Annotated in this window: 18 protein-coding genes and 1 pseudogene; 13 read left to right on the top strand and 6 right to left on the bottom strand. The window is 61.6% G+C overall.

Going from position 1 to position 23,620, the window contains the following annotated elements; all coding sequences use genetic code 11:
• Nucleotides 1-371 precede the first annotated feature (371 nt).
• Both AC07N4_RS17745 and AC07N4_RS17750 read left to right on the top strand, forming a co-directional pair.
• Nucleotides 372-776: an acyl-CoA thioesterase gene (locus tag AC07N4_RS17745; RefSeq protein ID WP_003229628.1), complete on the top strand. Its 405-nt coding sequence runs from the start codon at nucleotides 372-374 to the stop codon at nucleotides 774-776.
• Between the two features lie 59 nt (nucleotides 777-835).
• Nucleotides 836-1,735: a D-hexose-6-phosphate mutarotase gene (locus AC07N4_RS17750; RefSeq protein ID WP_493065596.1), complete on the top strand. Its 900-nt coding sequence runs from the start codon at nucleotides 836-838 to the stop codon at nucleotides 1,733-1,735.
• Nucleotides 1,736-1,783: 48 nt separating this feature from the next.
• Here the strand turns inward: AC07N4_RS17750 and AC07N4_RS17755 are convergent, their stop codons facing one another.
• The 5 genes from AC07N4_RS17755 to AC07N4_RS17775 form a co-directional block, all read right to left on the bottom strand.
• Entirely contained in the window at nucleotides 1,784-2,320 is a 537-nt protein-coding gene (locus tag AC07N4_RS17755) for a DUF3299 domain-containing protein (RefSeq protein ID WP_096817160.1), read from the bottom strand.
• A 90-nt stretch (nucleotides 2,321-2,410) separates the two neighbouring features.
• Nucleotides 2,411-2,656 (bottom strand): GlsB/YeaQ/YmgE family stress response membrane protein, encoded by a 246-nt coding sequence (locus tag AC07N4_RS17760; RefSeq protein ID WP_096817158.1) that lies wholly within the window; start codon nucleotides 2,654-2,656, stop codon nucleotides 2,411-2,413.
• Between the two features lie 106 nt (nucleotides 2,657-2,762).
• On the bottom strand, nucleotides 2,763-3,845 hold the full coding sequence (locus tag AC07N4_RS17765) for a 5-(carboxyamino)imidazole ribonucleotide synthase (RefSeq protein ID WP_096817156.1): 1,083 nt from the start codon (nucleotides 3,843-3,845) through the stop codon (nucleotides 2,763-2,765).
• Nucleotides 3,846-3,855: 10 nt separating this feature from the next.
• Nucleotides 3,856-4,347 (bottom strand): 5-(carboxyamino)imidazole ribonucleotide mutase, encoded by a 492-nt coding sequence (gene purE / locus AC07N4_RS17770; protein WP_007954291.1) that lies wholly within the window; start codon nucleotides 4,345-4,347, stop codon nucleotides 3,856-3,858.
• 212 nt (nucleotides 4,348-4,559) lie between these two features.
• Nucleotides 4,560-5,468: a LysR substrate-binding domain-containing protein gene (locus tag AC07N4_RS17775; RefSeq protein ID WP_096817154.1), complete on the bottom strand. Its 909-nt coding sequence runs from the start codon at nucleotides 5,466-5,468 to the stop codon at nucleotides 4,560-4,562.
• 180 nt (nucleotides 5,469-5,648) lie between these two features.
• On the opposite strand from AC07N4_RS17775, the gene aspA reads away from it, so the two are divergent.
• The 8 genes and pseudogenes from aspA to AC07N4_RS17815 all read left to right on the top strand — a co-directional run.
• A complete protein-coding gene (gene aspA, locus AC07N4_RS17780) occupies nucleotides 5,649-7,073 on the top strand; it encodes an aspartate ammonia-lyase (protein ID WP_096817152.1) in 1,425 nt (474 codons plus the stop codon).
• Nucleotides 7,074-7,502: 429 nt separating this feature from the next.
• Entirely contained in the window at nucleotides 7,503-8,948 is a 1,446-nt protein-coding gene (locus tag AC07N4_RS17785; RefSeq protein WP_102620659.1) for an alanine/glycine:cation symporter family protein, read from the top strand.
• A 99-nt stretch (nucleotides 8,949-9,047) separates the two neighbouring features.
• Nucleotides 9,048-10,052, top strand: coding sequence for an asparaginase (locus AC07N4_RS17790; RefSeq protein ID WP_493065595.1), 1,005 nt, complete (start codon nucleotides 9,048-9,050; stop codon nucleotides 10,050-10,052).
• Nucleotides 10,053-10,139: 87 nt separating this feature from the next.
• The gene (locus tag AC07N4_RS17795; protein WP_102620657.1) at nucleotides 10,140-11,132 is read left to right on the top strand and encodes an AraC family transcriptional regulator; all 993 of its coding nucleotides are present in this window, start codon (nucleotides 10,140-10,142) and stop codon (nucleotides 11,130-11,132) included.
• A 72-nt stretch (nucleotides 11,133-11,204) separates the two neighbouring features.
• On the top strand, nucleotides 11,205-13,094 hold the full coding sequence (locus AC07N4_RS17800) for an ankyrin repeat domain-containing protein (protein ID WP_493065594.1): 1,890 nt from the start codon (nucleotides 11,205-11,207) through the stop codon (nucleotides 13,092-13,094).
• A 164-nt stretch (nucleotides 13,095-13,258) separates the two neighbouring features.
• Complete coding sequence (locus AC07N4_RS17805) at nucleotides 13,259-14,284, top strand: histone deacetylase family protein (protein WP_007954279.1); 1,026 nt, start codon at nucleotides 13,259-13,261, stop codon at nucleotides 14,282-14,284.
• Entirely contained in the window at nucleotides 14,281-15,381 is a 1,101-nt protein-coding gene (locus AC07N4_RS17810; RefSeq protein ID WP_493065593.1) for a polyamine ABC transporter substrate-binding protein, read from the top strand. Before AC07N4_RS17805 ends, AC07N4_RS17810 begins: the two co-directional genes overlap by 4 nt.
• A gap of 1,290 nt (nucleotides 15,382-16,671) precedes the next feature.
• Nucleotides 16,672-17,286: pseudogene (locus AC07N4_RS17815) on the top strand (dermonecrotic toxin domain-containing protein); the annotation flags it as partial.
• Between the two features lie 2,770 nt (nucleotides 17,287-20,056).
• On the opposite strand, the gene pdxR reads toward AC07N4_RS17815, so the two are convergent.
• The gene (gene pdxR / locus AC07N4_RS17820) at nucleotides 20,057-21,610 is read right to left on the bottom strand and encodes a MocR-like pyridoxine biosynthesis transcription factor PdxR (RefSeq protein WP_493065592.1); all 1,554 of its coding nucleotides are present in this window, start codon (nucleotides 21,608-21,610) and stop codon (nucleotides 20,057-20,059) included.
• A 92-nt stretch (nucleotides 21,611-21,702) separates the two neighbouring features.
• On the opposite strand from pdxR, the gene AC07N4_RS17825 reads away from it, so the two are divergent.
• From AC07N4_RS17825 to AC07N4_RS17835, 3 genes are read left to right on the top strand one after another with little or no spacing between them, the layout of a single operon-like run.
• Nucleotides 21,703-22,326 (top strand): FMN-binding negative transcriptional regulator, encoded by a 624-nt coding sequence (locus AC07N4_RS17825; RefSeq protein ID WP_096817136.1) that lies wholly within the window; start codon nucleotides 21,703-21,705, stop codon nucleotides 22,324-22,326.
• Between the two features lie 10 nt (nucleotides 22,327-22,336).
• Nucleotides 22,337-22,783: a GNAT family N-acetyltransferase gene (locus AC07N4_RS17830; RefSeq protein ID WP_011336633.1), complete on the top strand. Its 447-nt coding sequence runs from the start codon at nucleotides 22,337-22,339 to the stop codon at nucleotides 22,781-22,783.
• Between the two features lie 12 nt (nucleotides 22,784-22,795).
• A complete protein-coding gene (locus AC07N4_RS17835) occupies nucleotides 22,796-23,467 on the top strand; it encodes a GNAT family N-acetyltransferase (RefSeq protein WP_493065591.1) in 672 nt (223 codons plus the stop codon).
• The last annotated feature ends 153 nt before the right edge of the window (nucleotides 23,468-23,620 follow it).

Raw genomic sequence — 23,620 nt, forward strand, 5'->3', positions numbered from 1 at the left:
CTTCTCTTATAGTCGGATCTGCCGCCACAACAACGCTGGCTGTGGCTCGGGCAGGTTCGGCACCATAGCAAATTGTTCGAAAAAGCACATAGAGGCGCGTTTTTGACGGTCGAAATGAGAACCGGACGGTCGTCGCGGAGTCTACCGACCGATATACTCGCAATCTTGCTCCCGCTTGTAGGGGGTTGCTGTGCGAAAACGTCGTTGGTCGCCTTGGCGCGTGGATCCAGCCGGTTTCGCAGAGTTTCCCCTTTAGACGCCTTATGGAAAACGTGACGAACGTAGTATGTTCGGTGCTGAATCGTTTTTCCTGAAGACGGCTACCACCAGCAATACCCAACGAAGAGTCACGGGTCAGAGGCACCCCCGGCATGATAGAGCTCGAACAAGAAGATCCGATCCCGCAAGGCGACCTGGCCCTGCAAATCACCGCGCTTCCTCGCGAAACCAACGGCTTTGGCGATATTTTCGGCGGCTGGCTGGTGGCGCAGATGGACCTGGCCGGCACTGCAATGGCCAGCCGCGTCGCCGGTGGCCGTGTCGCGACCGTTGCCATCGATCGCATGGCGTTTCTGGTGCCGGTGGCTGTCGGCGCGCAATTGTCCTTTTATACCCAGACCCTGGAAATCGGCCGCAGCTCGATCCAGATGATGGTCGAGGTGTGGAGCGACGATCCGCTGTCCAGCGAGTGGCGTAAAGTGACCGAAGCGGTGTTCGTGTTCGTTGCCATCGATGGCAGCGGTCGCACTCGCTCCGTTCCGCCACGCGCACGTTAAACCTCGCGGCCGTTTGAAGGTCGATAGTCGTCCCAAGTTGCTGATTCGAGAGTTGTCCCATGAACACGCCCAACGTTGAAGCCGTGAAACTGGATGAACTGAACTGCTGGCGCATCCGCCACGGTCAGGCCGAAGTGCTGGTCGCCCAGCAAGGCGCGCACATCCTCAGTTATCAGGTGGACGGCCAGCCGCCGTTGATCTGGCTGAACGACAAGGCCGTGTTCAAGACCGGCAAGAGCATCCGCGCCGGCGTGCCGGTGTGCTGGCCGTGGTTCGGCGTCTTTGCCCGCAACCCGCAGAGCGTGCAGGCGATGCGCGTCAGCGAAGAACCGGCCGCCGCCCACGGGTTTGTCCGGGCGATGGATTGGGAACTGGGCGGTATCGAAACCGAGGGCGAAAGCCTGAAAGTGGAGTTCAAGCTGCCCTACCCGGAAGGTGGTTTCCCGGGTTGGCCGCATCAGGTCGATCTGACCCTGACCCTGCGCCTCGACGATCAACTGCACATCAGCCTGACCAGCCACAACCGTGGCGCCGACACCGTCAGCATCAGCCAGGCGCTGCACAGTTACTTCGCCGTCAGCGATGTGCGCAACGTGCGCGTCGAAGGCGTGGACGGCCTGGATTACATCGAGACCCTGGATGACTGGAAGACGCACAACCAGCACGGTGACTTGCGCTTTGCCGGGGAAACCGACCGCATCTACCTCAATGCTCCGCCGCAACTGAGCATCGTCGATCCAGCCTGGGAACGACGCATCGTGCTGACCGCTACCGGTTCACGCACGGCGGTGATCTGGAACCCGTGGATCGACCGCGCCGCCGCGTTCAGCGACATGGACAACGATGGCTGGCAGCGCATGCTGTGCATCGAGACGGCGAACGTGATGGACGATGTGGTGACCCTGGCACCGGAGGCCAGCCACACCATGGGTGTCAGCGTCGGCAGCCAGCCACTCTGAAAACAAAAATCGCAGCCCAAGGGCTGCGATTTTTTTTGCCGCTCGGAATTACAGATCCTTTTCCTGCACCACCCGCACCTTGTCCGCCTCCAGCGCATACGCCGCATCGGCCAGGTCATTGCTGACCTTTTCGATCTTCAGCGTGCCGGTCACCCACAGCGGTGTATAGATGTCGTCCAGCTTCAAACCCTTTGGATAACGCACCAGCACCAGTTGGTTCGGCGGCGGTGGCGGCACGTGGATGCACGCGCCCGGGTACGGCACCAGGAAAAACAACGTGCTGCGGCCCTTGGCGTCGGACTCCAGCGGCACCGGATAACCGCCGATGCGGATGTGTTTGTCGTTCATCGACGCCACGGTCTTGGTCGAGTACATCACCGCCGGCAAACCTTTGGCCTGCTTCATCCCGCCCTTCTCGGTGAAGGTGCCGGTGGCTTCCGGGGAGTTGTGGTCGATTTCAGGCATGGCCTCGAGGGCTTTCTGATCCGACTTGGGCATCAGTTCCAGCCAGTCGGTTTCCGGCAGATCGCCGGCGTGGGCCAGACCGCTGCCCAGCAAAAGGAGAGTCAACAGAAGACGGCGCATGAAGATGCTCGCAGGAAGGAGGAAACAGTCAATCGCCGAGCATTCTAGCCCTCTCCACCGGTTTGGCAGAGAGGGCTTTGTCGCTTTGGATCAGTTCTTTTTGATCAGGCCGTAGATCACCAGCAGGATGATCGCGCCCACCAGCGCACCGATAAAGCCTGCGCCCTGGCCCGCGTGATAAATGCCCAGGGCCTGACCGCCGTAAGTGGCTGCCAGCGAACCGCCGATGCCCAGCAGGATGGTCATGATCCAGCCCATGCTGTCATCGCCCGGTTTCAGGAACCGTGCCAGCAGGCCAACGATCAGGCCGATAAAAATGGTTCCGATAATTCCCATGGCATTTCCCTCTGATTGATTGGCTATAGCCTAGCCAGACTTTGGCATCCTGCCATCAGAGAACGGCGGCCCCTAATGGTTCCGCCGCTGCCACATGAAACTGTTGTTACTCGGCGATCAGCGCTTCGACCTTGAGGATCTGCTGCTCGAGCGTCGCCTTGTCCTTGCAGCGCAGGTTGGCGTGACCGACCTTGCGCCCGGCCTTGAAAGCCTTGCCGTAGTGATGCAGGTGGCAATCGTCGATGGCGATGACTTTTTCAACCGGCGGAACGACACCGATGAAGTTGAGCATCGCGCTCTCGCCGACCTTGGCGGTCGAACCCAGCGGCAGACCGGCTACGGCCCGCAGGTGGTTTTCGAACTGGCTGCACTCGGCGCCTTCGGTGGTCCAGTGCCCGGAGTTGTGCACGCGCGGGGCGATTTCGTTGGCCTTGAGGCCACCGTCGACTTCAAAGAACTCGAACGCCATCACGCCAACGTAGTCCAGCTGCTTGAGGACACGGCTGGAGTAGTCTTCGGCCAGGGCCTGCAACGGGTGATCGGTACTGGCGATCGACAGCTTGAGAATGCCGCTGTCGTGGGTGTTGTGCACCAATGGATAGAACTTCGTCTCGCCATCACGGGCGCGCACGGCGATCAGCGACACTTCGCCGGTGAACGGCACGAAGCCTTCCAGCAGGCAGGCCACGCTGCCCAGCTCGGCGAATGTGCCGACCACGTCTTCAGGCTTGCGCAGGACTTTCTGGCCCTTGCCGTCGTAACCCAGGGTGCGGGTTTTCAGCACGGCAGGCAGGCCGATCGAAGCGACGGCGGCGTCCAGATCGGCTTGCGACTGGATGTCGGCGAACGCCGGGGTCGGGATCCCCAGGTCCTTGAACATGCTCTTCTCGAACCAGCGGTCGCGAGCGATGCGCAGGGCTTCGGCGCTCGGGTAAACCGGCACGAATTGCGAAAGGAACGCCACGGTTTCAGCCGGGACGCTTTCGAACTCGAAGGTCACCAGATCGACTTCATCGGCCAGCTGACGCAGGTGATCCTGATCGCCGTAATCGGCCCGCAGGTGTTCGCCCAGTGCAGCGGCGCAAGCGTCCGGCGCAGGGTCGAGGAAAGCGAAGTTCATGCCCAGCGGGGTGCCCGCCAGGGCCAACATGCGACCCAACTGGCCGCCACCGATTACACCGATCTTCATCTCAACAACCTCAGGCAATACGTGGGTCTGGATTGTCCAGGACGCTGTCTGTCTGCTCGGCACGGAAGGTCTTCAGTACCGCGTGGAATTGTGGATGCTTGGCGCCCAGGATGCTCGCAGACAGCAAAGCTGCGTTGATCGCGCCCGCCTTGCCGATGGCCAGGGTGGCAACCGGGATGCCGGCCGGCATCTGCACGATCGACAGCAGCGAATCGACGCCCGAGAGCATCGCCGACTGCACCGGTACGCCCAGCACCGGCAGGTGGGTCTTGGCCGCACACATGCCTGGCAGGTGGGCTGCGCCACCGGCACCGGCGATGATCACCTCGATGCCGCGGCCTTCAGCCTCTTCGGCGTACTGGAACAGCAGATCCGGGGTGCGGTGGGCAGAAACCACCTTGACCTCGTACGGGATGCCGAGCTTTTCCAGCATATCGGCGGTGTGGCTAAGGGTGGACCAATCGGACTTGGAGCCCATGATCACGCCAACCAGTGCACTCATCGTCGCGCCTCTTCTCTCTGGGCGCCCGCAGGCGCGTCAAAAACAACAAGCCACGCAGAATGCGTGGCTTGTTGTAGGAAAAATGGCCGGACGAACCGGCCGAAGGCCGCGCAGTATACCGCAAAGAAAGCAATAAACAGCCCCCGATGCGACCATCTGTCAAATGAGCCAAAGCCCCGGTTTTATTGACTCAAAGGTCAGCACCAGCGCATTCAGGAAGATTGTGCCGCACCGCCTTCAAGCTTGCGCCACAGCAACCGTACATTGGCCTTGCGCACCAGCGCGCAGCGGTACAGGCGAATTTCCAGCGGCACGTGCCATTGCGGGCCGCCGCAAACCACCAGTTCGCCACGGGCGAGCTCGTTGCGCACGCTCAGTTGCGGCACCCAGGCAATGCCGAGGCCTTCGAGGGCCATGCTTTTCAGGCTGTCGGCCATGGCGGTTTCATAAATAGTGGTGAAGCGCAGCGCACGCTGGCGCAACAAGCCGTTCACCGAGCGCCCGAGAAACGCCCCGGCGCTGTAGGCCAGCAACGGCACACTGGCCTCGCCTTCAAGATCGAACAGCGGTTTGCCATTGGCATCCGCCGCGCACACCGGAAGCATTTCGGTCTGCCCCAGGTGCAGCGACGGGAAAATTTCCGGGTCCATCTGCATCGCTGCGTCCGGGTCGTAGAACGCCAGCATCAGATCGCAGCCACCTTCACGCAACGCGTGCACCGCGTCGCCAACGTTGGTCGCCACCAGCCGCGTGGCGATGTTCAGGCCTTCGTTGCGCAGTTGCGCGATCCAGCGCGGGAAGAAACCGAGCGCCAGCGAGTGCGCCGCCGCCACTTGAATCACTTCGCCCTGCCCGCCTTCCAGATGATGGAGGTGGCGCAGCACTTCGCCGAGCTGTTCGACCACCGTGCGCGCGGTCACCAGAAACAGTTGCCCCGCCGCCGTCAGTTCGACCGGCGTGCGCGAACGGTTGACCAGCGTCAGCCCGAGCGCCGCTTCCAGGCTGCGGATCCGCCGACTGAAGGCCGGCTGGGTCACGAAGCGCCGTTCGGCCGCCTGCGAGAAGCTGCGGGTGGCGGCCAGAGCACTGAAGTCCTCGAGCCATTTGCTTTCCAGATTCATCACGTCCTCCCGGACACGCACCAAAACAGGTCACACGTCTGCCGCGCACGCGGCGTCACACGGGCATTATGCCGAATGTGCATAGGGCAGTGTTTAACAGCATTGGCCCAAAATTTCCCACAAGCCTAGCATTCGCAGCGTTCCGGCACAGACCGGGTCCATATCGAGATGATTTCTATCATGTCCTCCGCTGCATCATTCCGCACAGAAAACGACCTGCTTGGCGCCCTCGAAGTCCCTGCTCAAGCGTATTACGGCATCCAGACCCTGCGAGCGGTGAACAACTTCCGTCTCTCGGGCGTTCCGATTTCGCACTACCCGAAGCTGGTTGTCGGTCTGGCAATGGTCAAACAGGCCGCCGCTGACGCCAACCGTGAGCTGGGTCACCTGAGCGAAGCCAAGCACGCTGCCATCAGCGAAGCCTGTGCACGTCTGATCCGCGGTGATTTCCACGAAGAGTTCGTGGTCGACATGATTCAAGGTGGCGCCGGTACCTCCACCAACATGAACGCCAACGAAGTGATCGCCAACATTGCTCTGGAAGCGATGGGTCACCAGAAAGGCGAGTACCAGTACCTGCACCCGAACGACGACGTGAACATGGCGCAGTCGACCAACGACGCCTACCCGACCGCGATCCGCCTGGGTCTGCTGCTGGGTCACGACGCGCTGCTGGCCAGCCTCGACAGCCTGATTCAGGCATTCGCGGCCAAGGGTCAAGAATTCAACCACGTCCTGAAGATGGGTCGTACCCAGCTGCAAGACGCCGTGCCGATGACCCTGGGTCAAGAGTTCCGCGCTTTCGCCACCACCATGGGCGAAGACCTGGCCCGTCTGAAGACGCTGGCCCCGGAACTGCTGACTGAAGTGAACCTGGGCGGCACTGCGATCGGCACCGGCATCAACGCCGACCCGCGCTATCAGGCCCTGGCCGTACAGCGTCTGGCACTGATCAGCGGTCAACCGCTGGTTCCAGCCGCCGACCTGATCGAAGCCACCTCCGACATGGGCGCCTTCGTGCTGTTCTCCGGCATGCTCAAGCGCACCGCGGTCAAGCTGTCGAAGATCTGCAACGACCTGCGCCTGCTGTCCAGCGGCCCACGTACCGGCATCAACGAAATCAACCTGCCAGCGCGTCAGCCAGGCAGCTCGATCATGCCAGGCAAGGTCAACCCGGTTATTCCGGAAGCCGTAAACCAGGTGGCATTCCAGGTCATCGGTAACGATCTGGCGCTGACCATGGCAGCCGAAGGCGGCCAACTGCAATTGAACGTGATGGAGCCGCTGATCGCCTTCAAGATCCTCGACTCGATCCGCCTGCTGCAACGCGCCATGGACATGCTGCGCGAGCACTGCATCGTCGGCATCACCGCCAACGAAGCGCGCTGCCGTGAACTGGTCGAACACTCGATCGGTCTGGTCACCGCACTGAACCCGTACATCGGCTACAAAAACGCCACCCGCATCGCCCGTATCGCCCTTGAAAGCGGCCGCGGCGTGCTGGAACTGGTGCGCGAAGAAGGTCTGCTCGACGAAGCCATGCTCGCCGACATCCTGCGCCCGGAAAACATGATTGCTCCGCGTCTGGTGCCTCTGAAGGGCTGATCCGACGCGTTACTTGTAGCACCGCTCACCAGGTCGAGGGACTAGACACCTCTCACCTTTTGAGGGCTTGGAGATCATTCTCCAAGCCCTTTTTTTTAACTATTTGAAAGGACAAACGTCTTCTGTGGGAGCCATCCCGCAAAAGCCCGACGCCGGTAACGTCGGGTGTTTCAAAGCCTCGTTTCGTCGCTTGCACCACAACCGTGCAGACGGGCGCCGCACTGATCGGTATAGTGCCGCCCCTCTTCGCGTGAGCGGTCGTCGGTAACGAGGCCATAACCCATGCGAAACCCGAACTAATAACAAACCCGCGAAATGGAACCGGGACGAAACCCTCGCCTCGCCTGTCGTGCCGAACGCACACCGGTGTAACGCGATGTTTCCGACCATCCAGTATTTGCTTACACAAAAAACAGCGAGGAAAAATCCATGCTCGAAGTCATCAACGACTTCCTCTCAGGGAAAGTACTGATCGTGCTCATTGTCGGGCTCGGTAGCTACTTCACGATTCGCTCGCGTTTCGTTCAATTGCGTCACTTCTTCCACATGTTCGCGGTGTTCCGCGACAGCCTCAAAGGCAGCGCCGGGCAACTCAGCTCGTTCCAGGCCCTGATGCTCAGCCTCGCCGGCCGCGTCGGTGCAGGCAACATCGCCGGTGTCGGCATCGCCGTGACCCTCGGTGGTCCGGGTGCGGTGTTCTGGATGTGGGTGACCGCACTGGTCGGAATGTCCAGCAGCTTCTTCGAATGTACCCTGGCCCAGGTCTACAAGCGCGCCGATGGCGACGGTCTGTACCGTGGTGGCCCGGCCTACTACATCCAGCACGGCCTGAAGCTCAAAGGCATGGCGGTGGTGTTCTCGATCCTGTTGCTGGTCACCTACGGCTTCGCCTTCATTGGCCTGCAGTCCTACACCGTGACCCACTCGCTGCAAAACGCCTTTGCCTTTGACCCACAACACACCGGTATCGTCCTGGCAGTGCTGCTGGCCATCACCTTCATCGGCGGCATCAAGCGCATCGCTTCGGTGTCCGACCTGCTGGTACCGATCAAGACCCTGGCCTATATCGGCGTGACCCTGTACGTGATCGGCACCCAGATCGAACACGTGCCAGCCATGCTGGAAACCATCTTCAAGAGCGCCTTCGGTCTCGACCCGGCCTTCGGCGGCCTGCTCGGCAGCGCGATTGTCATGGGCGTGAAACGTGGCGTATTCGCCAACGAAGCGGGCCTGGGCAGTGCGCCGAACGTCGCCGCCGTGGCCGCCGTGAAGCACCCGGGCGCCCAGGGCGTGGTTCAGGCGTTCAGCGTGTTCCTCGACACCTTCGTGATCTGCACCTGCACCGCGCTGCTGATCCTGCTGTCGGGCTTCTACACCCCGGGCTTCGAAGGTGACGGCATCGTCCTGACCCAGAACTCGCTGGCCGCCGTGGTCGGTGACTGGGGTCGCATGTTCGTCAGCGTCGCGCTGTCGCTGTTCGTCTTCACTTGCATCCTCTACAACTACTACCTGGGCGAGAACAGCCTGCAGTTCCTCACCCGCAACCGCGCTGCGCTGATGACTTTCCGCGGCCTGGTGCTGGCGCTGGTGGTCTGGGGTTCGATGCAGGATCTGTCGACCGTGTTCGCCTTCGCCGACATCACCATGACCTGCCTGGCCTTCGTCAACCTGATAGCCCTGGCCATGCTGTTCAAGGTCGGCATGCGCGTGATGCGTGACTACGACGAGCAGCGCCGCGCCGGCGTCAGCCAGCCAGTGTTCGACTCCAGCAAATTTACCGATCTGGACCTGGACCTGAAGGCCTGGCCGACCAGCCCGTCGGTTGCTGCCAAGGCTGATGCTCAGCCGCAAGGCATCCCCGCAGCGCAACGCTGATCGGGTAAAAACCGGGCGCAGGTCTTGCGCCCGGCGTGACACAAGCGGCGGTCGGCGTCATGCTCGACCGCATGCTGTCTTCGTTCAGGAGAACTCCCCATGAATTCCTCGACCTACCCTGCCGCCCAGCACGTCATGGTGCTGTACACCGGTGGCACCATCGGCATGCAGGCCAGCGCGAACGGCCTGGCCCCGGCTTCCGGTTTCGAAGCGCGGATGCGCGATTACCTGCACAGTCAGCCTGAGCTGGTGGTGCCGCAGTGGCGCTTTCGCGAGATGTCGCCGCTGATCGACAGCGCCAACATGACCCCGACCTACTGGCAGCAACTGCGTGAAGCCGTCGTCGACGCCGTCGATGTGCAAGGCTGCGACAGCGTGCTGATCCTGCACGGCACCGACACCCTGGCCTACAGCGCCGCCGCCATGAGCTTCCAGTTGCTCGGCCTGCATGCCCGCGTGTGCTTCACCGGTTCGATGCTGCCGGCCGGCGTCACCGACAGCGACGCCTGGGAAAACCTCAGCGGCGCGCTGGTCGCCCTCGGCCACGGCCTGGCGCCGGGTGTGCATCTGTATTTCCACGGCGAGCTGCTGGCGCCGACCCGTTGCGCGAAAGTGCGCAGCTTTGGCCGTCATCCGTTCAAACGTCTGGAACGTCAGGGCGGCGGCGTGAAAGCCACCTCGCTGCCAGCCGCGCTGAACTACAACCAGCCCAAGCAACTGGCCAGGGTTGCCGTGTTGCCGCTGTTCCCGGGCATCGGCTCCGGGATCATCGACGGCCTGCTCGACAGCGGCATTCAGGGTCTGGTGCTGGAGTGCTACGGCAGCGGCACCGGGCCGAGCGACAATCCAGAGTTCCTCGCCAGCCTCGGCCGTGCGCGGGATAAAGGTGTCGTCGTGGTTGCGGTCACGCAGTGCCATGAAGGTGGTGTGGAACTGGATATCTACGAAGCGGGCAGCCGCTTGCGTGGCGTTGGCGTGTTGTCCGGTGGCGGCATGACCCGTGAGGCAGCGTTCGGCAAGTTGAATGCTTTGCTGGGGGCAGGCCTTGAAACGGCCGAAGTGCGGCGTCTGGTCGAACTCGACCTGTGCGGCGAACTCATCTGATCGCAACAAGCTGTGGGAGCCCCTCTGCTCCCACAGCCCGGCATGCAACTTGCTGCCGTTTCCAGCATCCCAAGGCTGGAAGATCTTATGCTCCACTCCCACCTCACCACACTCAATGCGGTCTCGTTGATCCTCAACACGTTCAAGACCGAAGGCTTGTCCAGTGAAGCGCTGCTCGCCGGCAGCGGCATCAGCGCGGCGGACCTGAGCCGGGCCGACACCCGCATCACCACCAATCAGGAGATGCAGGTCTGCGCCAACGCGGTTGCGCTCAAGCACGACATCGGCCTGGAACTGGGCCGGCGCATGCACGTTTCCTGCTACGGCATCCTCGGTTACGCGCTGCTGACCTGTGCCACCTTCGGTGACGCTTTGCGCCTGGCGATCCGTTATCCGGCGCTGCTGGGAACACTTTTCGAGTTGAGCCTGGAGGACGACGGCGAACGCATCTGGTTCGTCGCTGCCGATTACCGCGAAAGCCCAGGGATGGCGGTGTTCAACGCGGAGTTCTGTCTGGTGTCGCTGAAAGTCATCTGCGATGACCTGCTCGGCCATCCACTGCCACTACTCGCCACCCGTTTCGAACACGCCGCGCCGGATTACCGCGACAGCTACGCCGAACACTTCAACGCGCCCCTGCACTTTGGTGCCAAGGACAACGCCTTTGCCTTCGACCGGCGCTGGCTCGATCAGCCGCTGCCGCTGGCCGACATCATCACCCACCAGGCCATGGCCGAACGTTGCCGCAAACAGAACACCGAGTTCACCGGCAGGCAGGCGTGGCTCGGGCGGATCCGCCAGTTGCTGACCGCACAACTCAACGCCGCACCGGGGCTGGAAGGTCTGGCGCAACAGATGAACTGCTCGCCGCGCACCTTGCGCCGGCATCTGAAAGACATGGGTTGCAGCTATCAGGAACTGCTCGACGAACTGCGCTTCGAACGGGCCAAGCAGATGCTTTGCGAAGATCAACTACCGATCTACCGCATCGCCGAGACCCTGGGCTTCAGCGAGACCGCGAGCTTCCGCCATGCGTTCGTGCGCTGGAGCGGTGTGGCGCCGAGTCAGTTCCGCGCTTGAGATAAATCAGGCATCGCACAACTGACTGCACTACATTACGCGGCCCGCCCCCATTGCCGGTGTTTTTGCTTGATGCTTCTTTTCCGTCGCTATTCACGCCTTGCCTTGCTCGCTGCACTGTTCAACCTGCCATTGGCCGCGCAGGCCATCGAACTGAACTGGTGGGGGCTCCCGCCGCACTCGGTGGTTGACGCACCCGAATATGGCAAAACCATCATTCCGATCCCCGCCGCGGCTGAAACGCCCGGAGTTGCGAAACCTCTGACAGGCTTGCTCAGCAGCTTTCGCGGTCTGTTCTACCTGAACGTTTACAGCGATGAGAACTACCGCGAACGTGTGCACAAACTGGGACCGATCCCATTGCTCACCGCCGAAGAGTTTCACAGTTGCATCACCGAGTTTCAGTACATGAATCTGAGCTCGTCGGCCATGCGCACCGACATCGCGCCGGGTATCGTGGTCGATACCCTGAGTTTCGACTGTGTCAAAACCAGTGGCTGGGAAACCAAGCGCTACCTGCTGATCGACTGGCGCACGCCCGGTGAACCATTGATGGCGTTGGGACGGGTGCGCAACGATCACCTGCTGTCGTTCCAACCGCTGCAGGAAACCTCTGCAACCGTGCTCGACACCTGGCTCAAAGGCATCGAAGGTGCCCGGGACGCCATGCGTTACAGCGTACCCGACGCCCCTCTGAGTATCGAAGTCGATCCACAGCCCTACCAGGCTGGCGACGGCGCCCTGCAACTGTGGGAGCTGCACCAGCAACTGAGCAAGGCCAGCGACAAAGGCCCTGGACTGAAGAAGGTCGATGAGCTGTTTTTGAACCAGGACTTTCGCCGAATCGGTGCCGATCAGAAAGACTTCCCCGGCCAGCTCAACGACATTGCTTACTGGAAAAGTGAACTGGCGCCAGACGAAGCTTCCCGGCAATGGCTGCTGGAAGTAGCACGTCGCGCACCACAACGCATTCCGGTCTATCTCAACCTCGCGGATCAGGCCTGGAAAGGCTATGAAAAAGCACCCGCCTACACGACCCAATACGCATTGGCGCAGGAGTACTACCGGATTTACTGCGGTCTGCGCCTGCAGCGAAATCTGAGCGTTCCGGAGCGCGTGGTTCAGAGGCTGGGACTAGCCCGGGCCGAACCTCAGGCCTGCCAGGCACAATGGCCATTGATCGAGGCCGTGGACCAGCAGGACGAGCCGCGTGTACGGCAGTTGCTCGACAGTGGCCTCCAGGCCAAAACCCTGGGCGAGGACGGCCGAAGTGCCTTGTTGCACGCACTGGATGCGCCAAACTTCGCCATCGCCCGCCTGCTGCTCGACCGTGGGGCTGAAACCAGCGGCATCAACGGCAGCGAACCGCTGGTGATGCAAGCATTCAACAAAGACCTCAAAGCCGACAAGGATCCGCAACAGGGCCAGCGAACCGAGTTTCTGCTCAATGCCGGCGCCGCCATCGACGAGCCCGATGCGCGGGGTGAAACCCTGCTGATGCAACGTACATCGCGTAAAGATGACGAGCTGTTCAACTGGCTGCTCAAGCATCCGCAGAACCTCGATCGCCGACAAAGCAAAGAACAGAGAACCGCGTTGTACGAAGCGATCTACCGCAACAACTATTCGGCAGCAAAACGTCTGGTTGAAGCCGGTGCGCAACTGAATCTTGTCTACCCTGCCGGACGGTGCCATGAACGAGACCGCCTGGATTCGGTTCTGTACCTCCTCGCCAGCCAGGCCCCCAGAGGCGACATGGATCGAGAGATCGACCACCAGCAGGTCCTTGAGCTGTTCACGCTGATGCTGGAAAAAGGGGCCGACCCAACGCTGGGTGAGCCCTGTACGGACGATGCCTACAGCGCATTGCGCAAGATGCTGGAACAACGACAGCGTCCGGATTGGCTTGAGGTACTTGATCGCCATCAAGCCGCCATTGGCAAAACCGCGACTCGCCTCTGAATCCGAACGGCGCCTCTTCCTGGGGCGCCTTATCCGTCCAAGGGGCGAATTTCGGTCAGTTCTTTTGGCCATATCGATCCCCTTTTGGCCGCTCCTGACGTTCTCCGATTCGCCCCGCGCCGCAACACTGGGGTCAACCGAATCAGCCCTGCGGAGAACAACAAATGCTGACGATCTACTCTGACGATCACCACCTGCACCATGGCCGCTGCGAATTGATCGACGGCCAGCTCAAGCCTTGCTTCGAGATGCCGTCGCGCGCCGACCACGTGCTGCAACGGGTGAAAAACCAAAACCTCGGCCCGGTCGAAGCACCGAAGGATTTCGGCCTCGGGCCGATCGAGCGCATCCACAGCCGCGACTACCTCGACTTCTTCAAAGGCGCCTGGGCGCGCTGGACCGAATTCAACACCGACGGCGACTTGCTGCCCTACACCTGGCCGGCGCGCACCTTGCGTCAGGTCAAGCCGACCAGCCTGCACGGCCAGCTCGGTTATTACAGCTTCGACGGCGGCGCGCCGATCACCGCCGGCACCTGGCAAGCCGCGTACAGCGCAGCGCAAGTGGCGCTGACCGCACAAGCGGAAATCCAGCGCGGTGCGCGCGGAGCCTTCGCCCTGTGCCGTCCGCCGGGACACCACGCCGCCGGCGATTTGATGGGCGGCTACTGCTACCTCAACAACGCCGCCATCGCGGCGCAAGCATTCCTCGATCAGGGCCACAAGAAAGTCGCGATCCTCGACGTCGACTACCACCACGGCAACGGCACCCAATCGATTTTCTACGAGCGCAGCGATGTGCTGTTCACCTCGATCCACGGCCACCCGGAAGCGGAATTCCCGTTCTTCCTCGGTTATGAAGATGAACGCGGCGAAGGGGCCGGCGAAGGCTTCAACTTCAACTATCCGCTGCCGGCGGGTTCCGGCTGGGATGTCTGGAGTGCGGCGCTGGATCAGGCCTGCCAGGAGATCGACAACTACGGCGCCGACATCATCGTCGTGTCGCTGGGCGTCGACACCTTCAAGGACGACCCGATCTCGCAGTTCAAACTCGACAGCCCGGACTACCTGGCCATGGGCAAGCGCATCGCCGCTCTCGGCAAACCGACCCTGTTCGTCATGGAGGGTGGCTACGCGGTGGAAGAAATCGGCATCAACGCGGTGAACGTGCTCGAAGGTTTCGAACAATGAACAGACTCAAGCACTTCATCGCGCCCGCGCTGTGCGCAGCGCTGCTGAGCGGCGCCGCACACGCCGAAGAACGCACCTTGCGCGTCTACAACTGGTTCGACTACATCACCCCCAAGGCACTGGAAGATTTCAAGGCGCAGAACAGTCAGACCAAACTGGTCTACGACATCTTCGACACCAACGAAGCACTGGAGGCCAAGTTGCTGACCGGCAACTCCGGCTATGACGTGGTGGTGCCGTCCAACGTGTTCCTGGCCAAGCAGATCGAAGCCGGGGTGTTCCAGCCGCTGGATCGCAGCCAGTTGCCGAACTGGAACCACCTCGATCCGAAACTGATGAAGCTGATCGAGGCCAACGACCCGGGCAACAAGTTCGCCGTGCCTTACATGTACGGCACCATCCTGATCGGCTTCAACCCGGCCAAGGTCAAGGCTGCACTGGGTGACAACGCGCCGGTGGACAGCTGGGACCTGATCTTCAAGGAAGAGAACATCAGCAAGCTCAAGCAGTGCGGCGTCGCCCTGCTCGACTCGCCATCGGAGATCCTGCCGCTGGCCCTGCAACACCTCGGTCTGGACCCCAACAGCAAGAACCCGGCGGACTATGCCAAGGCCGAAGCCTTGCTGATGAAGATTCGTCCGTACGTGACCTACTTCCATTCGTCCAAATACATGGCCGATATCGCCAACGGTGACATCTGCGTCGCGGTCGGTTATTCGGGCAGCTTCTCGCAAGCCGCCAACCGCGCCAAAGAGGCGAAGAACGGCGTGGTGGTCGACATGCGCCTGCCGAAGGAAGGGGCGCCGATCTGGTTCGACATGCTCGCCATCCCGAAAGGCGCGAAAAACTCGCAGGACGCCTACACCTTCATCAACTACCTGCTGCAACCGCAGGTGATCGCGCCGGTCAGCGACTTTGTCGGTTACCCGAACCCGAACAAGGACGCCACCGAACATGTCGATCCGGCAATCCGCAACAACCCCAACCTGTACCCGACGGATGCGGCGATGAATACGCTCTACACCCTGCAACCGTTGCCGCGTGATGCGGAACGGGCACGCACCCGGGCGTGGACCAAGATCAAGTCCGGCACCTGACGCGTAACAACTCACCAGACCCGCACCCGCGGGTCTTTTTTTGTCTGCGAGATCTATGTACCGCAGCGTGCCGCGGCCGGGATTTTAGTGTCCGGTTTTTCCTCCGTGGACATGACCATGACTGAATCTGCCGCAGCCACTACGCCCAGTGTTTCCCCACCCTTGTTGAACCAGAGCCGGCTGGTCGAACTGATCGGCCAGGGCTACTCGATGCATCAAGTGGCCTCGGCGCTGTTGCGCGAAGCGCTGAACAAAAGCCATCCCGACCAACACATCGATCCGGATCGCACCATGCTCGCAACCCCCGTGAGCGAAATCGACGCTACACAGAAGACCGGGGTCTTTGCCTTCGAGTCCCTGACCCATGCTTTTATCCAGCACTGTCTGCACAAGACTACGGCCGACTACATCGAAGGCGAGCACTTCCTGACCCGCACACCCGACGCCACTCCGCCCATCCTTCTGCCGGTGAGCATGGACGACGTCACCTCGCTGGTGAACGACCTTGCACCGTTTCTGTTCCTCGAATACCAGCAGCGCCAACTCGATTACTGGAATGAGTCCGCCGGCACCCAGCCGCGCTGGCAAGAGCTGTCCGACCTGTTGTGTTCGGCCGCGAATGTGCAGACGGCCAGTGGCTGGGATGCCGACGAGTGCGCACTGGCGCGATTTGTCGCTCAGCATCCGGAGCGGGCAGAACGCTCGACAGTGAACAGCGATTTCAGCGGGCTGAAAGCCTGCCTGATGGACATCGACCTGGTTGACGACAAGGACAGTACGCACCTGCTCATCGCAGGCGCACTGGTGCTGACTACCACCGTCAAACAGCGGCAACGGATCCTGATGTACACCGTTGCCGATGGCTATGAGTCCTTCGAGTCGCTGGTCGCGCTGGGCGAAACATTGCCACAGCGACTCGATCCCGAGCTGTCCGAGCGCTCCCTGAAATGGCGCCTGATCGAACCCGAAGGGCATATCTTCGACGCCGTTGCACAGGCGCTGATCAGCAATCAGCTTGGCGCGATCGAGGCACTGGACCCCGCCAACCAGTCGATCAGTGCCCATGCCTCCCCCGCAAGACAGAGCCGCGGCCGTTTCAATCCGCTCGAACGAGCCCGGCTCGACCAGTTGGAAGAGGCCGTTCCCGATTGGCTGCAAGCCGGCTCCCTCCATGATCTGCAGGACTACAGTCGCTACATTGCCGAGCTCGGCACCTTGCGTGACGACGTCGAGAAGGGTGTTTTCAGGGATGACGACATTCCCCTGATCAAGCCCTACGCCGAACGCCGGATGCGCGAAGCAATCATCGCCGACAAAAGTGCCGTGGATGCCACCGACCTACCTTTGGACCACCTGCGAATCACGGTGACCAACAGCTTCGAAACCGGTGGTTTCACCCTGCCCAACCCGTTTGATCCGGTAACCGAGACCCTGGGTGAGTTCGCCCTGCAAAACGCCCCGCCCTATCTGGCCACGGTCGCCTTCGATGATGGCCACGCCGTACCGGCCTGGCTGACTGTGGATTTTCTGACCACCATCGCCGAAAAAGTCGACATCGGCGGTCATTACCCGCAACTGATCAAACGCGCACTGATCGATGACCCGATCCGGGCGGGCGAGCAAAAGACCCGCTACATGCGCCAGCTGCCGACACTCCTGCCGATGCTTGCACTGGAATGCAAGCTCCAGCACCAGGGCGACGTCGATCAGCAAGGTTATGACTACGTCTGCCAATTGATGGATGCCATCACCCGCAAACTTCCAACAGCCGAACACTCGGTGACGATCCGTCCGTTGGCATTCGTCCCTCGCCGCCGCTTGAGCAGGCGTTCGGACGTTGTCGCCAACATGTTCATCATCTGTCCGCGAGACCATACCCAGGGTCCTTGCCTGTTGTACCGGCCGCTGCTGGATACCCCGTTGATGCAGTTCGCCTCTCTGCAAAACCTGATGTACGCGCTGTATCAGGATGGCGAACTGCGCAATTCGGTATTGGCCTGGCTGGGCAGTGCAGCACTGAGTTTCGAGTACTCACAGTACGCCTTCCCGGTCGGCCTGCCCTCGCCGTGGATCGTCACTCAACTGGCCACCGAACCGTTCATGCACCTTGACCTGACCGGCCCGATCGAACTGGCGGACACCCCCCTCGGCGGCGACATCCTTGCCTCGCTGTACACCGCCAACAGCCAGGCACTGGTCGATCTTGCAAACCGCCAGTCGCAGTCCAACAGCGAACGACGCTGGGCACTTCTGGCGGACAGCGGCTGGGCGATGTTCAGCGTTGCTGCGAACTTCATGAGCGGCGCGGCGGGTACCGCCGTCTGGGTCTGGCAGACCATCACGCAGATCCAGCAGGCGATCGATGCCCATGAACGCGACGACACCCTCGTGGCCTGGCAATCCACCGCCGATGTTCTGCTGACGCTCGGCATCATCCTGACCCAACGCGTCGTGGCGCGACGCAACCGCTCGTGGCTGCCACACCAGAAGGAATCCCGCGAAACGGCCCGACTGTCGCCGGAGAAAGAGGAGTCCGCACCAGAAGTCACACCGTCAGTCACGCTCGACCCGGTTGCCATCACTGGCGAGGTGCCTGCCGGGCATCTCACTCAACTCGAACAGGGGACACTGCTGCGACCCGACTCCAGCGCACGCTTCATCGCGATGCTCGACCGCTTCAAGATCTCCGCACCTGACTTGAGCGGGAAACGAGCCTCACCGGTCACTCACCTGTACACCCTCGACGGCAAGACCTGCGCCCGGGTCGGCACGCGCTGGTTCCAGGTGATCGCCCGGGCAGACGAGCCGGTGCACATCGTCGATCCGGCCGATCCACTGCGTATCGGCATGGCGCTGACATACGATGAAACTGCCGAGCAATGGCACTGGGACCCGAAACTGCGCCTGCGCGGCGGCATGCCGAAAAGCCGGATCGAGGCGTTCCGCCGCTCCAAAAAGCAGTCAATGGAGGCTGCCTGGTCTGAGCTGGAGCGATTTGAAGCCCGCGAAACCGAGGCGAAAACACAACTGCTGCGAGCGCTGGTGGCCCTTCCACGGGACACCAGCGAAGCCGGCTTCGAGCACTCCGCATCCGTCTATCTGGGCAGGGCCACGAAGCTGGGCAATGAGTACACCCAGGCGCTGGACCAACTCGAAAACTGGCGTCTGGCGGGTGGCGGTGGCTCGGTACACCAGGCCAGACTGATGAGCCTGACCCTGGGTCAGCACCGCTGTTTCGGCTCGTGGCTGCGGGTGAAAATGCGGATGTACGCCAAGACCACACAGATCTTTGTCGACAGCGCGAACCAACACACACTGGTACCACGCAAGCAACAGATCGAAATCGCCACCGTCGCCACCGCGTTGAGCGACGAAATGATTGGCACCCTACAGACCCTGGATCGCTCGCTCCAGATATTGAACAGCCATTCAGCCAAGGCCAGAGAGGTGGCCACGAGGCTGGAATTGCTGCTGCCAGACTTCAACACACTCGATCTCAAGGCCAATGAAATCGGCATGTCCTACGAGCGCTGTGTGGAGGAGACGCCGGGAGCCGCCATGGACGCCGCCCGCGCCGCGATCGGGATCATCACGGCCACGGCTGCCGATGCCAGTCATGAGCTGATCCTGCTGAGTAAAACCGCGGTGATCGCGGATGGACAGCCGGCGCGGATCGAACGTTTATCGCAGTGGAACGACCTCTTCGCCAGCCTCACCGAACGCGTGGAGCAATTGCCTGCGGCCCATCCCGGCCAGTTCGTCCAGACCAGGCTCGACAGGGTTCGCGAGCTGATCGGCGAGTTTCATGCAGTGGCTCGCGAACGCCTGACCACAGAATTGCCCGAACCGGAAGAACGACCCGCACCCGTCAAGTCCCGGCCGCAGCCTTCAACGTCGCAGCCCAAGGTGAAGGTCACCAAAAGCCGTCCTCGCCCCGAAACAAGTGAACAGACCTCCATGGCCCAGAGCGGCGAGTCGGAGGCCGAGACAACGTTCGTCAAACTCACCGCTCAAAGGCCCGAACCGAAGGCGCCCGCCGATGACGAGGACCTCATTTCAGCGGCAATGGCGCTCGAAGCGAACATCGACAGCTTCAACAGCAAAACCCGCGAGGATGCCAGGCGTTCGGGGCGCATTCCCGCTGACATCCGCGACATGTTCGAACAGCAAGTCGACCGCCTCAAACAGATGGCCATCGATGTCGACAGCGCGATCACCCGAAGAAAAAATGCCAGGAAGGATCCTTGGCCCATCGCCTCCCTCATCCCAAGCCTGCGCGAAGGCGCAACCCGCACCCACGCCGACGGCATTGCGACCTACGCAACCATGCTCAAACAACGCAAACCTCGGGAAACCTATTTCCACTGGCTGCACGACAACGGGCAGGTCAACGTGATCAAGGACCCACGCGGACGCATTCGCACCCGGCATCGCGGGGACTACTTTCAGGAGTACCGGATTCTCGACAAGGCCAACGCAAACAAACCGCTATGGGTCGCGCACTTTCATTACGACCAGCTCGGGGATGCGGATGAGCTGTACACCATTGCCCATCTGAAATTCGCCAGACACTGGACACCTTCGACGCCGTCGACAATGCGCTACGGCGTATCGTCGATCCGCAGGTGCGCGACCTGTTCCTCAAACCACAGGCGGACGCTCGACCGAAAGATGATTAACTGCGCCAGACTTCGCGCAAGCGGGCCAGAGCCGACTCGATCGCCGGCTCCGGCACCGCCGCAAAACCGAGCACCAGACCGGCGCGCTGATCGATCGGCGTCGTCGAGTCCGGCAGCCAGTATTTGCTCAAGCCGTGGATTTCCACCTCGACGCTGGCGGCCTGTTCGATCAGTTGCTGTTCGCGGGCCACGCTGTCGACCGCCACCGTCAAATGCAGTCCGGCGGACACGGCCGGCAGTTCGCCGACACCCGCCAAACCCTGGGGCCAACCATTGATGAGCGCATTGCGCCGGCTGAGTGCAGCCCGGCGCATCCGCCGGATGTGCCGCTGAAAGTGCCCGGCCGCCATGAACTCGGCCATCACCGCCTGGGTGCTCACCTCGGAATGCCGGACATCCACTGCGCGACGTTGCGCAAACGCCTCCACCAATCCCGGCGGCAACACCAGATAACCCAGGCGCAGCGCCGGGAACGCGACTTTGCCGAAGGTGCCGACGTACAAGACGCGACCCTGGCGATCGAGCGCAGCCAACGGAGCCAATGGCGCGCCGGTGTAGCGATATTCGCCGTCGTAATCGTCCTCGACGATCCAGCCCCCGGTGCGCTCGGCCCAGGCCAGCAATTCCAGGCGTCGCGCCAGGCTCATCACCACCCCTGTCGGGTATTGATGAGACGGCGTGACATAAGCCACCCGGCAATCTTCGGCGGCAGACAGCGCTGCGCAATCGATGCCCTCCTCATCCACCGCAATGCCGTGCAATCGACCGCCGGCCAGCGCGAAGGCATGCCCCGCTGCGCGGTAGCCGGGATTCTCGATGCCCACCCCGGCGTCCGGCTCCACCAGCAACTGTGCACAAAGGCTGATTCCCTGCTGTGCGCCACTGGTGATCACAATTTGTTCAGCGGAGCACTGCATGCCCCGCGAACTGCGCAAATAGGCAGCGATCAGTCCGCGCAGCCGCGCATCGCCCGCCGGGTCGCCGTAACACAGTTGCTGCAAATCGGGTTTACGCCAGAACGCCGCATTCAGCTTGGCCCAGACGTCGAACGGGAACAGATCGAACGCCGGAACACCCACCCTGAAAGCCCGTGGCGGACCACTCGGCGGCGTAGGCAAATGGTTCTGTTCAAGCCGCTGCATCGCACCGCTGTGGATAACTTTGCTGGATAAATCCCCAGTGAAATCGACCGATTTTGTGGATAAGGCTGTGGGTAAGCCTGTTGAAAACCCTGTGGATACTTTTGTGGATAATTTTTTCGTCGGTGTCGTCGATTGGGGCAACTGCGCCACATAAGTACCGTCCCCGACCCGCCCTTCGATAAAGCCTTCGGCATACAACTGATCGTAAGCACGCACCACGCTGTTGCGGGAAATCGTCAATGCCGCCGCCAGATCGCGACTGGCCGGCAGGCGTGTGCCGCTGGCCAGGCGTCCGTCGAGCACCCGCAGGCGCAAGGCCTGATAGAGCTGACGGCTCAGGCCTTTGCGGCGATCGAGTTCGATGCCGGCAGGGTTGAACGGCAGCGACAGCGTGGTCGAATCGGGCATGGCAATGGACCTATGAAATTGGTCATCAATGGCTCTTACAACAGACCAATAGCCTGCCTACGATGCAGGCATTCGCCAAGGAAAATTTCTCCATGTACACGCCCCGCGCCTTTGCCATCGACGACTTGTCCCAACTGCACGAACTGATCCTCGCCACCCGCCTCGCCATTCTGGTGACTCACGGCGAACAGGGCTTGCAGGCCAGCCATGTGCCAGTGCTGCTGCATCGTGAACAAGGCCCGAACGGCACGCTGTACGGGCATCTGGCCAAGGCCAATCCACAGTGGAAAGACCTGCGCGACGGCGCCGAGGCCATGCTGATTTTTCCCGGTGCCGATGCCTATGTCAGCCCGGGCTTTTATCCGAGCAAGGCCGAGCACGGCAAAGTCGTGCCGACCTGGAACTACGTCGCCGTGCACGCCTATGGTCACGCCGAAACCTTCAGCGATGGCGGTCGTCTGCTGGACATTGTCAGCACCCTCACCAATCGCCATGAGGCCGGCCGCGCCCAGCCCTGGTCGGTCGACGATGCACCGGCCGATTACATCGACGGCATGCTCAAGGCCATCGTCGGGTTTGCCATTCCGATCGACCGTCTCGAAGGCAAGCGCAAGCTCAGCCAGAACCGCAGCCCCGAAGACATCGCCGGCGTGCGCGAAGGCCTGGCCGCCAGCCCCGACATCAACGATCAAACCCTCGCTCACTTGATGCGTTAAGGAAATCACCATGAGTCAGATCGACATTCGCCCGGTCAGCGCCGCCGATCACGCGGCCTGGCTGCCGCTGTGGCAGGCCTACCTGCGCTTCTACAACACTGAATTGCCGGACGCCGTCAGCCAAAGCACCTGGCAGCGTTTTCTCGACCCGAACGAACCGACCCACGCCGCCCTCGCCTGGGCCGACGGCAAAGCGGTGGGCATGGTGCATTTCATCTACCATCGTTCGAACTGGAGCATCGAAAACTCCTGCTACCTGCAAGACCTGCTGGTGGAGCCGCAAACCCGTGGCACCGGCGTCGGTCGTCTGCTGATCGAACACGTCTACGCCACCGCCAAGGCCGACGGTTGCTGCAAGGTGCACTGGCTGACCCACGAAACCAACGCCACCGCGATCCAGCTCTACGAACGCATCGCCGAGCGTCCGGGTTTCATCCAGTTTCGCAAAGCCATTTAAGGAGCCACGCGCATGACGATTTCTCTCGCCGACTGGAAAGGCGTGCCGCCGCCCTCCACCACCCTGATCGAAGGCCGCTTCATCCGCCTGGAAAAACTCGACCCGGCGCGCCATGGCGACGACCTGTTCAACGCCCTGCAAGGCCCGGGCGCCGACCCGAAACTCTGGGACTATTTGCCCTACGGCCCGTTTCCGGAGCGCAGCGCTTTCAATGACTGGCTGAACAACCATGCTGCCCACAGCGACCCGTACTTCTTCAGCGTCATCGACCGCGCCAGCGGCCAGGTGCAAGGCATCCTCAGCCTGATGTCGATCGTCCCGGCCCAGGGCCGCATCGAAATCGGCCACGTCACCTTCGGCGCGCCGATGCAGCGCTCGCCGAAAAGCACCGAGGCGGTCTACCTGCTGGCCAAGGAATCCTTCGCCCTCGGCTACCGTCGCCTCGAATGGAAATGCAACAACGGCAACGCCCGCTCCAAATACGCGGCCGAGCGGTTGGGTTTCAGCTTCGAAGGCGTGTTCCGCCAGCACATGGTTGTGAAAGGCCAGAACCGCGATACCGCGTGGTACTCGATCCTGGACTCGGAATGGCCGGCGATTGCGACCGGGTTCGAGCGCTGGTTGAGTGATGAGAATCAGATGGCGGGTGGGCAGGTGAAAGGGTTGGTTGAGTGCCGCGGCTGAGTATGTAAACGCAAAGAAGGAAGCCCCCGACGGCGAGTGCGGCAGTTGAAGGGGTTTCCTGTCTGTTATTGCTTCATCTGCAACGAATTGCAGATGAAGCATCCAACCCGCAGACATATCTGCAAAAGAATGCACATAACCCAGACATCATTC

The sequence above is a fragment of the Pseudomonas sp. GW821-FHT09E04 genome (genome assembly GCF_059416185.1).